9 protein-coding genes are annotated in these 13978 nt (G+C 69.6%); 4 read left to right on the top strand and 5 right to left on the bottom strand.

The window, feature by feature from the left end:
* The first annotated feature begins 91 nt into the window (after positions 1 to 91).
* The gene (locus WT53_RS07165; protein WP_059779405.1) at positions 92 to 1927 is read left to right on the top strand and encodes a S10 family peptidase; all 1836 of its coding nucleotides are present in this window, start codon (positions 92 to 94) and stop codon (positions 1925 to 1927) included.
* A gap of 153 nt (positions 1928 to 2080) precedes the next feature.
* Here the strand turns inward: WT53_RS07165 and WT53_RS07160 are convergent, their stop codons facing one another.
* From WT53_RS07160 to WT53_RS07140, 5 genes are all read right to left on the bottom strand, one after another.
* Positions 2081 to 2869, bottom strand: a complete 789-nt coding sequence (locus tag WT53_RS07160) for a sulfite exporter TauE/SafE family protein (protein ID WP_034207843.1) — start codon at positions 2867 to 2869, stop codon at positions 2081 to 2083.
* Positions 2870 to 3169: 300 nt separating this feature from the next.
* Entirely contained in the window at positions 3170 to 4609 is a 1440-nt protein-coding gene (locus WT53_RS07155) for a DHA2 family efflux MFS transporter permease subunit (RefSeq protein ID WP_034206555.1), read from the bottom strand.
* Between the two features lie 133 nt (positions 4610 to 4742).
* Positions 4743 to 5474, bottom strand: coding sequence for a DsbA family oxidoreductase (locus tag WT53_RS07150; protein WP_034206556.1), 732 nt, complete (start codon positions 5472 to 5474; stop codon positions 4743 to 4745).
* A 185-nt stretch (positions 5475 to 5659) separates the two neighbouring features.
* Positions 5660 to 6454 carry a transcriptional regulator gene (locus tag WT53_RS07145; RefSeq protein WP_034206557.1) on the bottom strand — a complete coding sequence of 265 codons (795 nt, stop codon included), beginning with the start codon at positions 6452 to 6454 and terminating at the stop codon, positions 5660 to 5662.
* Entirely contained in the window at positions 6451 to 7461 is a 1011-nt protein-coding gene (locus WT53_RS07140) for an ornithine cyclodeaminase family protein (protein WP_034206558.1), read from the bottom strand. Before WT53_RS07140 ends, WT53_RS07145 begins: the two co-directional genes overlap by 4 nt.
* A gap of 373 nt (positions 7462 to 7834) precedes the next feature.
* On the opposite strand from WT53_RS07140, the gene WT53_RS07135 reads away from it, so the two are divergent.
* From WT53_RS07135 to WT53_RS07125, 3 genes are all read left to right on the top strand, one after another.
* Positions 7835 to 8614, top strand: coding sequence for an ABC transporter substrate-binding protein (locus WT53_RS07135; protein WP_034206559.1), 780 nt, complete (start codon positions 7835 to 7837; stop codon positions 8612 to 8614).
* A 67-nt stretch (positions 8615 to 8681) separates the two neighbouring features.
* Positions 8682 to 9926 (top strand): FAD-binding oxidoreductase, encoded by a 1245-nt coding sequence (locus tag WT53_RS07130; protein WP_034206560.1) that lies wholly within the window; start codon positions 8682 to 8684, stop codon positions 9924 to 9926.
* Positions 9927 to 10436: 510 nt separating this feature from the next.
* Positions 10437 to 13664, top strand: coding sequence for a hypothetical protein (locus WT53_RS07125; protein ID WP_060259012.1), 3228 nt, complete (start codon positions 10437 to 10439; stop codon positions 13662 to 13664).
* Positions 13665 to 13978: the final 314 nt, after the last annotated feature.

Genomic DNA, 13978 nt, shown 5'->3' with positions numbered 1-13978 from the left:
GTCGCATAACGAATGCATTCCCGGTGCGGAGCGCCGGCGCAAACGATCCTTTGCGGCCGGCGGTATTTATCGTTCTGTTCGAGAGGCAATAATGACGACACGCAAGTCCTTGAAAGACGGTTTCGCGCTATTTGGAACGACCCTGAGCGTACCGCTCGCCGCGGCAGCGGCCGCGGCGCTGCTCGTCACGGGGTGCGGCGGCGACGACGGGCCGAGCCCGAGCGCGGCGGCCGCCACCGCGGCCGCGACGTCCAGCGGCAGCACGTCGGTCAATACCGACGCAACGGCCGCCGCCGCGGCCGACCAGCCGTACGTCGACACCGACGTGTACGGCACCGGGCCGAACGACGCGGTCACGGATTCGACCGAAGGCGCGGCAGTCGTGCACCGCCAGGTGACGATCGGCGGCAAGACGATCAAGTACACGGCCACCACGGGCCACCTGACGACGATCGATCCGATCACGTCGGCGCCGAACGCGAAGATGTTCTACGTCGCGTACACACAGGACAATCCGGACCCGTCGAAGCCGCGCCCGGTCACGTTCTTCTACAACGGCGGCCCCGGTTCGTCGTCGGTCTACCTGCTGCTCGGCTCGTACGGGCCGAAGCGCCTGCAGTCGTCGTTCCCGAACTTCACGCCGCCGGCCCCGTACAAGCTGCTCGACAACCCGGACAGCCTGCTCGACCGCACCGACCTCGTGTTCATCAACCCGGTCGGCACCGGTTACTCGACGGCGATCGCGCCGGCGAAGAACAAGGACTTCTGGGGCACCGACCAGGATGCGCGCTCGATCGACCGCTTCATCCAGCGCTACCTGACCAAGTACTCGCGCTGGAATTCGCCGAAGTTCCTGTACGGCGAGTCGTACGGCACCGCGCGCAGCGCGGTCGTGTCGTGGGTGCTGCACGAGGACGGCATCGACCTGAACGGGATCACGCTGCAGTCGTCGATCCTCGACTACGCGAACGCGCTGTCCGCGGTCGGCACGTTCCCGACGCTCGCGGCCGACGCGTTCTACTGGAAGAAGACGACGCTCAACCCGACGCCGACCGACCTCGACGCGTACATGGTCCAGGCCCGCAACTACGCGGACAACACGCTCGCGCCGCTCGCGCAGAAGCCGAACCCGCAGGACGGCGGCTTCGTGAACGTGCGGCTGAACCTGAACCTGCAGACCGCGCAGCAGATGGGTTCGTACATCGGCACGGACCCGACGTCGCTGATCCAGACCTTCGGCAACCCGGCCGCGCTCGGCAACGTGCCGTCGTCGGACGACAACCCGCCGTACACGTTCTTCCTGACGCTCGTGCCGGGCACGCAGATCGGCCAGTACGACGGTCGCGCGAACTTCACGGGCAAGGGCATCGCGCCGTACATCCTGCCGAACTCGGGCAGCAACGATCCGTCGATCACGAACGTCGGCGGTGCATACACGGTGCTGTGGAACAGCTACATCAACACCGACCTCAAGTACACGTCGACGTCGTCGTTCGTGGACCTGAACGACCAGGTCTTCAACAACTGGGACTTCAGCCATACGGACCCGACCGGCGCGAACAAGGGCGGCGGCAATACGCTGTACACGGCCGGCGACCTCGCATCGACGATGAGCGTGAACCCGGACCTGAAGGTGCTGTCGGCGAACGGCTATTTCGACGCCGTCACGCCGTTCCACCAGACGGAGCTGACGCTCGCGCAGATGCCGCTCGATCCGACGCTCAAGGCGCAGAACCTGACGATCAAGAACTACCCGTCGGGCCACATGATCTACCTGAACGACGCGTCGCGGACCGCGTTGAAGGGCGATCTCGCCAACTTCTACGACGGCATCCTCGCGAACCGCACCGCGCTGCAGCGCGTGCTGAAGCTGCAGGCGCGCACGCAGCAGATGAAGCAGCAGAAACTGCAGCAGCAGGGGCAGTAAGCGGCGCGGGCGGCCCGCGCCGCCCCGGATGGACGACAGCCCGATCGGCGCAGGCCGGTCGGGCTGTTTTTCTTGTACGGCGCGCGCTGGGCCGGCGCGTCGTGCGCCGGACGGGAAGGGGCGTAACCGCGGAGGAAAGGGCGGCCCCGCCGCTTACGCGAGCACGAGCCGCACGCCGACCGCGACGAGCGTCGACGCGAGCAGGTTGCGCAGCAGCCGCTCGGGCGCGCGCGCCGACAGCAGGCTGCCGATCACGATGCCGGGCAGCGAACCGAGCAGCAGCGACAGCAGCATCGACCAGTCGACCGAGCCGAGCAGCCAGTGGCCCATGCCCGCGACCAGCGTGAGCGGCACCGCATGCGCGATGTCGGAGCCGACGATGCGGGTCGTCGCGAGCAGCGGATACAGCAACAGGAGCACGGTCACGCCGATCGCGCCGGCGCCGACCGACGTCATCGACACGAGCACGCCCAGCGCGGCGCCCGTCAGCACGGTCGACCACAGCGTGCGCGCGGGGCTCGGCGCGAGCGGGTTGCGTGCGGCGAAGGCCGTGAGCTGCGGCCGGAAGATCAGCGCGACCGACGTGAGCAGCAGCGCGACGCCGAGCACGAGCTGGATCATCCGCGCGGTGCCCGGCGTGTTCATCCCGTGCGTGTGCAGCCACCACAGCGTGAGCGCCGCGGCCGGCACGCTGCCCGCCGCGAGCCGGCCCGTGATACGCCAGTCGATCGAGCCTTTCAGGCCGTGGACGAGCGTGCCGGTGGCCTTGGTCGCGGCCGCGTACAGCAGGTCGGTGCCGACCGCCGTCGCGGGGTGGACGCCGAACAGCAGCACGAGAATCGGCGTCATCAACGAACCGCCGCCGACGCCCGTCAGGCCGACGAGGATGCCGACGAACAGGCCGGACAGGGAGTACAGCAGATCGATATGGGGAAGCGACATCGGAAGCAGGCGGTTATGCGGCGTTCGGCGGCGGCGCGCGGCCGCGGCGCGCGCATCAAAGTCCGCCATTGTCGCAAAAGTGACGCGTCAACGTACGACTGCGTTAAAAATCGGCGGGGGAGCTCACGCGGCGGCCGCCGGCGGGGCGTCAAACGGGCGTTTGAGCAGGGGCGGGCCGAGGATCGGCGGCCTGAACGGTAAGACGAACCGGGTGCGTACGCCGCGCATCCGGCATGCGCAAAAAAGGGCGCGACACTGCGCGCCCCGATTCGACGCCGGTTCCCGCTCGGCTGCCGACGGTCAGTGCATCGCGGGGCCGGCGCCTTCGACCACGCGTGGCGGCCGAATCCGCAGCGCGAAACCGATCAGCGCGGCCACGGCCGCAAACGCCGCGCCGAACGCGAATGCCGCGCGGTAGCCGGCGTTCAGCGCGTCGAGCGGCGCGGCTTGCGCCGCCGCGAGCGCGTCGGTGCGGGCGCCGGCGAGGCTGGCGAGGACCGCGAGCCCGAGCGCGCCGCCCATCATGAACGCGGTGTTGACGATGCCCGACGCGAGCCCGGAATCGGCCGGGTCGACGTCGTTCATCGCGGCGAGCAGCACCGGATTGAACGCGACGCCCGCGCCGATGCCGAGCAGCGTCATGCCGGGCAGCACGTGCCACACGAAAGCGCCGTCGACCGGCGCGCGCGCGAACAGCGCGAGGCCGCATGCCGCGATCAGCAGGCCGACGGCGATCGGGCCGCGGATCCCGAAGCGCATCACGATGCGCGCCGACAGCCCGAGCGAGAATGCGGCCATGATCAGGTTCGCGGGCAGGAACGCGAGGCCGACCTGCAGCGGCCCGTAGCCGAGCACCCGCTGCATGTACAGCGCGGACAGGAAGAACCACGCGAACATCGCGGCCGCCCACAGCACGGCGATCGCGTTCGCGAGCGCGACGTTGCGGGCGGCGAACAGCGTGAGCGGCATCAACGGATGCGCGGCGCGCGACTCGATCGCGATGAACAGCACGAGCAGGACGACGGCCGCGCCGATCAGCGCGACGGTCTGCGTCGACAGCCAGCCGGCCTCGTTGCCGCCGACGATGCCGTAGACGGCCAGCATCAGCGACGCGGTCACGGTGATCGCGCCGGCGACGTCGAGCCGTGCGGTGCCCGCCGGCGCACGCGTGCGCGGCAGCAGCGCGACGCACATCGCGTAGACGGCGACGCCGATTGGCAGATTGACGAGAAAGATCCAGTGCCACGACAGCGAGCTTGTCAGCAGCCCGCCGAGCAGGACGCCGATGCTGCCGCCGCCCGCGCACACGAAACCGTAGACGCCCATCGCGCGTGCGCGTTCGCCGGGTTCCGTGAAGAGGTTCATGATCAGCGACAGCGAGACGGCCGACACGACCGCGCCGCCGAACCCCTGCGCCGCGCGTGCGGCGATCAGCATCCCCTGCGATTGCGCGAGGCCGCACGCGAGCGACGCGAGCGTGAACACGACGAGGCCCGCGAGGAACATGCGCCGCTGGCCGTACAGGTCGCCGAGCCGGCCGCCGAGCAGCAGGCAGCCGCCGAACGTCAGCAGGTATGCATTGACGACCCACACGAGGGCCGTTTCGGTGAAGTGGAGATCGGTGCTGATCGACGGCAGCGCAACGTTCACGATCGTGCTGTCGAGCACGATCATCAGCACGCCGAGGCAGAGCACGATCAGCGCGTACCAGCGCTTCTCGCCGTGAATCCCGTGGGTCATGGGCTTGCAGCCTTCCGATAGTTATTTGAAAGGATGCATTGTAGATGCCGGCGGCGCGCGCTTCCTGCCGGTTTGTGGCAGGAGCGTCGCGTAGTGGCGGCGCGGCTGCGGCGCGCGTGGAGCGGGATGAGCGTTACGGCCGAACCGGCAGTTCGCAGCCGTCGGGGCCGCAGGCGGGCGCGTCGTCGCCGCCGGGCTCGACGATGCCGTCGCGCCACGCCTGGTCGAGCGCCTGCGCGAACGCGTCGGCCGGCTGCGCGCCCGACACCGCATAGCGGTCGCCGAACACGAACAGCGGCACGCCGCGCCCGCCGATTCGTGCGGCGCGCGCGATGTCGGCTTCGACTTCGTCGCGATACGCGTCGCTGCGCAGCACGGCTTCGACGGCCGAGCGCTCGAGCCCGGCTTCGACCGCAAGCTCGGTCAGCTCGGCATGATCGAACAGCGAGCCGTGCTCGCAGAAATAGGCGCGGTAGAGCCGCTCGGTCAGCGCTTGCGCGCGGCCCGACGCTTGCGCGAGCTTCACGAGCCGGTGGCCGTCGAGCGTGTCGCCGACGAGCGTGCCGGGCAGGTCGTAGCGCAGCCCCACGCTCGCGGCCGCATCGGTCACCTGGCGCAGCATCTGGTCGACCTGCGCAGGCGCCATCCGGTATTTGCCGGCCAGCATCGCCTCGACCGGCTCGACGGGTTGGCCGGGCATCAGCCGGTACGCGCGCAGCGCGACGTCGACGCGGTCGGCGTGCGCGAACGCGGCCAGCGCCTCGTCGAAGCGGCGCTTGCCGATCCAGCACCACGGGCAGATCAGGTCGGACCAGATTTCGACGGTCAGGGTCGGGCGGGCAGTTGGGGCGGGAGCGGTCGTCATGGGCGGTCCGGGCGGCAAAAAATGTAACCGAGACTATATCACTTTATGTTTCGACGCTTCGTCGCTCGCGCAACCGCGTGGCACGGTGCGAAAGGGAGCGCGCCCGCATGTCGCGAAGCAGGGGCGTGGAACTGCCGGCCGGTACCGACGACCGGGCTACCGCGATGGCGCCCGCCGCGTCGCGCTCACGCGTCGCCCTGCGTTTCCTTCAGGTGCTTGAGATGCTTGTAGACCGTCGCGCGCCCCATCCCGAGCACGTTCGCGACGTAGTTCGCCGCGCTCTTGCCGCGGAACGCGCCTTCCGCGTACAGCGCCTCGACGAGCTCGCGCCGGTGCTCGCGCGTGAGCCCGTTCAGCCCGACCTGCCGCTCGCGCAGCCAGCCGTGCAGGAACGTGTTGATGCGCTCCTGCCAGTCGTCGCGGAACAGCTCGTCGGGCTGCGCGACGACGCCCGCGCCCTTGATGAACAGGTCGAGTGTCGCGCGCACTTCGTCGAACACCGCGATGTTGAAGTTGATGCACATCATCCCGGCCGGCCGGCCTTCGTCGTCGAACAGCACGTTGCTGACGCAGCGCATCCGCCGGCCGTCCCAGTTCAGCTTCTCGTACGGGCCGATCACGCGCTCGCGCGCCGAATGATCGATTTCCTCGAGCGCGGAATCGTCGCCGACCTCGCGCTTGGACAGGTTGTTCGCGAGATACAGCACGGTCTGGTCGTGCAGGTCGTGGATCACGACTTCCGCGTACGGGAAGAACAGTGCGGCGATACCGTCGGCGATCGGCGCATAGCGGGTGAGCAGCAGGTCTTTGACGGGAGATTTCTTCTTGCGCATCGGTGTCGCGATCTCGGGTGGGCGGAAGCCGGGCAGCGTGTCGGGCCGGCGAGCCGGCGCACCGTCGGCCGGCATGCCCGTGCGCCCGCGCGCGGCCGCCGCGGCGGTTGCGCCATTGTATCGGCCCCGCGTGCGCGTGCCGTTCATGCGTGCGTCAGATGCGTGTACAGCGCATGCGCGATCGCGATGTCTTCGAGCCCGAGGCCGATCGAGCGGAACAACGCGTGACGCGTGCGCGACGGCGCCGCGCAGGTGCCGGCGACGAGCGCGGGCAGGTCGCCGACGATCCGGCCGGCATCCCAGCCGTGCTCGGCCGCCGCGATCTGCATCTCGCCGGCGCTCGCGGGTGTCGTGTGCCGGTAGTCGCAGTAGACGTCCATGTCCGGCAGCCACGCGGGCGGGATTTCGTGCGCGCGCGCGACGTTCGTGCTGATCGACGTGACGAGCGCGGGGCGCGTGAGCATCCCGTCGCCGAGTACGGGCGTGCCCGACGACGTGCACAGCATCACCACGTCCGCATCGCGCACGCACGCGTCGACGCTCGCCGCCGCGCGGGCGCGCGGGTCGAGCGCGGCGAGGGCCGCTTGCTGTGCGGCGTCGCCGGCGAGCGCGGGCGAGTACACGCGGATCGTGTCCCAGTCGCGCAGCGCCGCCGTGTGCCTGAGGTGCGCGACGCCGATCGCGCCCGCGCCGACGATCGCGAGACGACGGGCGTCGCGCGGAGCGAGGCAGTCGACCGCGAGCGCCGTCGTGCCGGCCGTGCGTTCGACGGTCAAGAGCCCCGCGTCGCACCACATCAGCGGCTGGCCGGTTTGCATCGACATCAGCGCGGTCCATGCGGTGACGATCGGTCTCCCGTCGGGCTTCCCGTCGGGTCGCCCGTCGGGTCGCCCGTCGGGTTGGCCGCCCGCCACGATGTACGGCGACAGCTTCGCGCCGAATACCTGCGCATCGGCGAGCGCGCCGAGATACGTGATGAAGTCGCCGGCCCGGTCGGGAAACAGCGTGAGCGTCTGCGGCGGCTGCACCGCGCGCGCCGCGGCGAGCGAAGCGAACATGCGGCGCAGCGTGCCGAGCACGTCGAGCGACGGCAGCGCCGCGCGCACTGCGGCTTCGTCGACGATCAGCGGTGGGGTGGGGACGGTTTGCGTCATCGGACATCTCCGGTTCGGGCTGGACAGAAAGTCTCGAAAGACGGCGTCCGGCGGGTTCGTGATGGACTAAAAGTCTAATATAGACAAACAAAGTCGGGAGGATTTTTCTTTTCGAGACGTCGTGTCGTTGCCGGGTTCATGGAAAAAGCCATGGAATCAAAGGCATCCGGAAGCAGGCGACGAAATTCCGACGTCGAGAAACGACGCGGCATTCTCGTATCCCCTATAGTCTATAGTAGACTTTAAGTCTATATTTCGCGTGCAGGATCCGACACGCCGCCACGCGGCTGCGTGCGTCGGATGCTGCCCTGGCGCCCGGTCGAGGGCGTCGTGCGACCGATCTTCAGCCTCAATCCGGAACAGAAGGACCGTCATGAACTGGAAACTTTCCCTTTGCGCCGCTGCGGCGCTCGCGTGCGCGGCCGTCGCGGCCCATGCGGAACAGACCACGCTGCGCTTCGGGATCGAAGCCGCCTATCCGCCGTTCGAGAGCAAGACGCCGGCCGGTCGGTTGCAGGGGTTCGACGTCGACATCGGCAACGCGGTGTGCGCGAAGCTGAACATGCAATGCGTGTGGGTCGAGAATGCGTTCGACGGGCTGATCCCGGCGCTGCAGGCGCGCAAGTTCGACGCGATCAACTCTGCGATGAACATCACCGCGAAGCGCAAGCAGAGCATCGACTTCACGCCGGCGATCTACGTGGTGCCGATCGTGATGGTGGCGAAGCACGGCTCGCCGCTGAAGCCCGACGCCGCGAGCCTGCGCGGCAAGCACGTCGGCGTGCTGCAAGGCTCGTCGCAGGAGGATTTCCTGAAGGCGCACTGGGCCGACGCGGGCGTGGCCGTCGTGTCGTACGCGGATCAGGACCAGATCTACGCCGATCTCGTCGCGGGGCGCCTCGACGCGGCCGTGCAGGAAGCGCAGACCGCGCAGGACGGGTTCCTCGACAAGCCGGCCGGCCGCGACTACCAGATCGTCGGCGAGCCGCTGAAGGATCCGGCGACGCTCGGCGAAGGCACCGGCTTCGGGATGCGCAAGAACGACAAGGCGCTGCAGGCGAAGATCGTCGGCGCGCTCGACGCGCTGAAGCAGGACGGCACGCTGAGCGCGCTGTCGCGGAAGTACTTCAAGCGCGACATCATCGCGAAGTAAGCGCCGCCGTGCGCCGGCCGCGGGGCCGGCGCACGGCGCCTCCCATCTCGACGCAGTGCGGGGAACCATGGATTTCGACGTCATCGTTCTGGGGGCCGGCATCGTCGGCGTGTCGTCGGCGTTGCATCTGCAGGATCGCGGGCTGCGCGTCGCGCTCGTCGACCGGCGCGCGCCCGGCGAGGAAACCAGCCACGGCAATGCGGGGCTGATCGAGCGCTCGTCGGTCGTGCCGTATGCGTTTCCGCGCCGGCTCGGCACGCTGCTGCGCTACGCGCGCAACCGTTCGGTCGATCTCTATTGGGACTACAAGGCGCTGCCCGAGTACGCCGGCTGGCTCGCGCGCTTCTGGCGCGAATCGTCGCCGCCGCGGCTCGCGGCCGCCGCGCGCGACCTGCTGCCGCTCGTCGCGGCGAGCGTCGTCGAGCACGAGGCGCTGCTCGCGCGCACCGACGCACAGCCGCTCGTGCACGACGGCGGATGGATCGAGGCGTTTCGTTCGCCCGCGCTGTTCGATGCGGAAGCGCGCGCCCAGCAGCGCGTGGCCGACGCGCACGGGCTGCGGATGACCGTGCTCGACGCGCCTGCGCTGCGTGCGCGCGAGCCCGGTATCGGCGGCGCCTTCTGCGGCGCCTTCCACTGGCAGGACCCGAAGACGGTGTCGAGCCCGGGCGGGCTGACCAAGGCCTATGCGCGGTTGTTCGAGCGCGACGGCGGCACGTTCGTGCGCGGCGACGCGACGACGCTCGCGCAGGTGGATGACGGCTGGCAGGTCGGGTCCGAGCACGGGCCGATATCGGCGCGCTCGGCCGTGGTCGCGCTCGGGCCGTGGTCCGATCGGGTGTTCGCGCCGCTCGGCTACCGGATTCCGCTGCGCGCGAAGCGCGGCTATCACATGCATTACCTGCCGACCCGCACGCTGCTGAACGTGCCCGTGTGCGATACCGAGGAGGGCTTCGTCGTCGCGCCGATGGAGGGCGGCCGCCTGCGGCTCACGACCGGCGTCGAGATCGCGCCGCGCGACGCGCCGCCGACCGGCGTGCAACTCGCACGCGCCGAACCGCTGGCGCGCGACGCGTTCGGCATCGGCGAGCGGCTCGATCCGGAGCCGTGGCTCGGGATGCGGCCGTGCACGCCCGACATGCGTCCGGTGATCGGGCCCGCGCCGCGCCACCGCCATTTGTGGTTCGCGTTCGGCCACTGCCATCACGGGCTCACGCTTGGGCCCGCGACCGGCCGTCTGCTCGCCGAAATGATGACGGGTGCGCCGACCTATATCGATCCCCGTCCGTACCGGCCCGCACGCTTCGGTTGAACCCGCGGCGCGCAGATGCGGTTTCGGCCACCGGCATGCATCGGTAGCAATGCGTGCCGTTCACAGTTTTTCATTTTGCCGTCCGGATTATCGAAATCCGCGCAATCTGAAATGACCTGCGTAATCGATAAGAAAGAAAATCTCGCGATAAAAGAAAATCAGCAAATTTGCGATTTATCAATGCATTTTCATATTGCTGAAATGCGTAATGGGCAGCCGGCTCCGACGGTATAGGTCCCATCGCGGCCGCATGCTCCGGCGGTACGCGGCATGTACCGGAACACGTTACCGCGGGGCTCGCAAACGTTACGTTACATCCGTGTTCCGAAGGCCTTTTTCATCAGACGATTAAGGCGCTGCAATCCACCGATTTCGCTTGAAATCAATTAAAAAAGCCTTATTGACGATCAACAGATAGGCGAAACGGCCAGTTTTTGGAATTGGCACGCTTCGTGCAATCCGTCCCCATGCTTTGTCAACGTAGTGCCAACCGAGATGGGGAAAATAACGATGGGACAGAACTTCAAATTGACGGGTGTGGCGCTGTCGGTCGCGACGGTGTTCGGGGTGCTGGCTTCGGGTTCCGCGATGGCGGGCGCCCTCGATGCGCTGCCGATCCCGCAGGTGATCGTCAATCCACCGACGAACAGCGTGTCGGTCGGGCTGGTCGCGACGGGCACGTCGCCGCTGGGCTCGGTGACCGTGACGGCGGGCGGGTCGGGCGCGATCCAGACGTCGCTCGGGGAGCCGGGGCAAGTGCTGTCGGGCGCCGTGGGGGCGGTGACGGGCGCACTCGGCGGTGGCGGCGGCACGGTGCAGCCGCTCGCGCCGGTGCAGGGCGTGGTGAATCAGGTGACGGGGGCGCTCGGTGGCGGTAACCCGGCGGGCGCGTTGACCGGCGCACTCGGCACGGTGACGGGTGCATTGGGCGGGATCGGTGGCGGCACGAACCCGCTGGCGCCGGTACAGGGCGTGGTGAATCAAGTGACGGGGGCGCTCGGTGGCGGCAATCCGGCGGGTGCGTTGACGGGGGCAATCGGCACGGTGACGGGCGCACTGGGTGGGATCGGCGGTGGCGCGAACCCGCTGGCGCCGGTACAGGGCGTGGTGAATCAAGTGACCGGCGCGTTGAGCGGCGGCAACCCGGCCGGTGCATTGACCGGTGCATTGAACACGGCAACCGGCACGCTGAGCAATGCACTCGGCACGGCAACGGGTGCACTGGGCGGGATCGGAGGCGGTTCGAACCCGCTGGCGCCGGTGCAAGGTGTGGTGAATCAGGTAACGGGCGCGCTCGGTGGCGGTAACCCGGCGGGCGCGTTGACCGGCGCACTCGGCACGGTGACGGGTGCACTGGGCGGGATCGGAGGCGGTTCGAACCCGCTGGCGCCGGTGCAAGGTGTGGTGAATCAGGTAACGGGCGCGCTCGGTGGCGGTAACCCGGCGGGCGCGTTGACCGGCGCACTCGGCACGGTGACGGGTGCACTGGGCGGGATCGGAGGCGGTTCGAACCCGCTGGCGCCGGTGCAAGGTGTGGTGAATCAGGTAACGGGCGCGCTCGGTGGCGGTAACCCGGCGGGCGCGTTGACCGGCGCACTCGGCACGGTGACGGGTGCGCTGGGCGGGATCGGTGGCGGCACGAACCCGCTGGCGCCGGTACAGGGCGTGGTGAATCAAGTGACCGGCGCGTTGAGCGGCGGCAACCCGGCCGGTGCATTGACCGGTGCATTGAACACGGCAACCGGCACGCTGAGCAATGCGCTCGGCACGGCAACGGGCGCGCTGGGCGGTATCGGAGGTGGCACGAACCCGCTGGCGCCGGTACAGGGTGTGGTGAATCAAGTGACGGGCGCGTTGAGCGGCGGTAACCCGGCCGGTGCACTGACGGGCGCGCTGAACACGGCAACCGGCACGCTGAGCAGCGCGCTCGGCACGGCAACGGGCGCACTGGGCGGAATCGGTGGCGGCGCGAACCCGCTGGCGCCGGTGCAAGGTGTGGTGAATCAGGTAACGGGCGCCCTCGGTGGCGGTAACCCGGCGAGTGCGCTGACTGGCGCAGTGGGCACGGTGACTGGCGCACTGGGCAATCTCGGCGGTGGTTCGAATCCGCTGGCACCCGTTCAGGGTGTCGTGAACGGCCTCACGAGCACGATCGGCGGCGGCGATCCGGCCGGTGCACTGGCCGGTGTCGTTGGCACGGTCACGGGGGCACTGGGCAACCTTGGCAGCGGCTCGAATCCGCTCGCGCCGGTGCAGGGCGTGGTGAACGGCGTTACGGGTGCGCTTGGCGGCGGCAATCCGGCAGGCGCGCTGACCGGCGCACTCGGCACGGTAACGGGCGCCTTGGGCGGTGTCGGCGGTGGCAACCCGGCGGGCGCGCTGACCGGCGCACTCGGCACGGTAACGGGCGCACTGGGCGGCGTCGGCGGTGGCAACCCGGCAGGCGCGCTGACCGGCGCACTCGGCACGGTAACCGGCGCCCTGGGCAACCTCGGCGGTGGCGCGAACCCGATCACCCCGATCCAGAACATCGTGAACCAGGTCACGGGCACGCTCGGCAGCGGCAACCCGGCCGGCGCACTGAGCAACGCGGTCAACACGATCACGGGCACGCTCGGCAACGTCGGTGGCGCAGGCGGCCCGCTCGCGCCGGTGCAAGGCGCCGTCACGCAACTCGCCGGCACGCTCGGCAACGGCGATCCCGCCGGTGCGCTGACGAACGCGCTGAACTCGGTGACGGGCGCGCTCGGCGGCGCGAACCCGCTGGCGCCGGTGCAGGGTGTCGTGAACCAGGTCGTCGGCACGCTGTCGGGTGCGGGCGGCGGCAGCCCGATCACGCCGATCACGAACCTCGTCAACGGTCTGCAGAACGCCCTGCCGGGCGGCAATCCGGCCGGCGCGCTGACCGGCGCACTCGGTTCGGTGACGGGCGCGCTCGGCAATCTCGGCGGGACCAACCCGCTGGCGCCGGTGCAAGGCGTCGTGAACCAGGTGGTCGGTACGCTCGGCGGCAGCAACGCGGCCGGCACGCTGAGCAACGCGGTCGGGACGGCCACGGGCGCGATCGGCAATGCGGTCGGCTCGGTGGCGGGCGCGCTCGGCGCCCTCGGCGGCACGAGCCCGCTGGCGCCGGTGCAGGGTGTCGTGAACCAGGTCGTCGGTACGCTCGGCAGCGGCAATCCGGCCGGCGCCCTGACGGGCGCGCTGAACTCGGTGACGGGCGCTCTCGGCAACCTCGGCGGTTCCAACCCGCTGGCGCCGGTGCAAGGCGTCGTGAACCAGGTGGTCGGCACGCTGTCCGGCGCGACCGGCAACAGCCCGATCGCGCCGATCACGAACCTCGTGAGCGGCCTGACGGGCGGCGCCAACCCGGCCGGCGCACTGACCGGCGCGCTTGGTTCGGTGACGGGCGCGCTCGCGTCCGGTCCGGCGGCGCTCGGCCAGGCGGCCGGCGCGCTGTCGGGTGCGGCCGGTTCGACGGCAGCGGCAGGCGGCAGTCTGCTCGGCTCGGGCGCGAATGCGGCCGGCGGCACGGCGGGCGCGGTGGGGTCGCTGCTGACGACGGGTGCCAACTCGACGGCGACGGTCGTCAATGCGGTCGGCACGTCGGCGGGCACTGTGCTCGGCTCCGCGCCGAGCCTGTCGGTGACGCCGCATTCCGGCAACAGTTCGCCGAACAACCCGCTCGCACCGGTGACGACGCTGCTCCAGTCGCTGACCGGCGCACTGCCGAGGTAACCGGCCGAAACCGCACGACGGCGCCGCATCGGCCGTCGTGCGCAACGGTCGTGCAACAGGGGTCGCGCAACGCGGCATGACAGCGATGTCATGCCGCGTCGTCATTTCGGGCTTCCCGTTTTCTTTCGTCGCATGAAGGATCGCCGCCGCTCGTCGCGGCGCGTTACGGCATGGCGTGCGATGGAATAACCGGCCGTCGCCGTCCGTTTACATACCGAGTTCCGGCACAGCCGGCCGGCGGGATAATGATCGCGACGCAGCCGATCGTCCCGTTCAGCGGCGCCGTGTCGCGAGACGACGCCAAGGAGAACGGG

Origin of the sequence: Burkholderia sp. MSMB2157WGS (assembly GCF_001532755.1) — a bacterium.
Taxonomy (GTDB): Bacteria; Pseudomonadota; Gammaproteobacteria; order Burkholderiales; family Burkholderiaceae; genus Burkholderia.
This window is presented reverse-complemented; position numbering and strand designations above follow the sequence as displayed.

Bases quoted from the DNA above. Each gene is read 5' to 3' on its own strand.
- WT53_RS07125 (WP_060259012.1), top strand. From the start codon at position 10,437: ATGGGACAGAACTTCAAATTGACGGGTGTGGCGCTGTCGGTCGCGACG.
- WT53_RS07140 (WP_034206558.1), bottom strand. From the start codon at position 7,461: ATGACGCAAACCGTCCCCACCCCACCGCTGATCGTCGACGAAGCCGCA.
- WT53_RS07160 (WP_034207843.1), bottom strand. From the start codon at position 2,869: ATGTCGCTTCCCCATATCGATCTGCTGTACTCCCTGTCCGGCCTGTTC.
- WT53_RS07135 (WP_034206559.1), top strand. From the start codon at position 7,835: ATGAACTGGAAACTTTCCCTTTGCGCCGCTGCGGCGCTCGCGTGCGCG.
- WT53_RS07130 (WP_034206560.1), top strand. From the start codon at position 8,682: ATGGATTTCGACGTCATCGTTCTGGGGGCCGGCATCGTCGGCGTGTCG.
- WT53_RS07150 (WP_034206556.1), bottom strand. From the start codon at position 5,474: ATGACGACCGCTCCCGCCCCAACTGCCCGCCCGACCCTGACCGTCGAA.
- WT53_RS07155 (WP_034206555.1), bottom strand. From the start codon at position 4,609: ATGACCCACGGGATTCACGGCGAGAAGCGCTGGTACGCGCTGATCGTG.
- WT53_RS07145 (WP_034206557.1), bottom strand. From the start codon at position 6,454: ATGAACGGCACGCGCACGCGGGGCCGATACAATGGCGCAACCGCCGCG.
- WT53_RS07165 (WP_059779405.1), top strand. From the start codon at position 92: ATGACGACACGCAAGTCCTTGAAAGACGGTTTCGCGCTATTTGGAACG.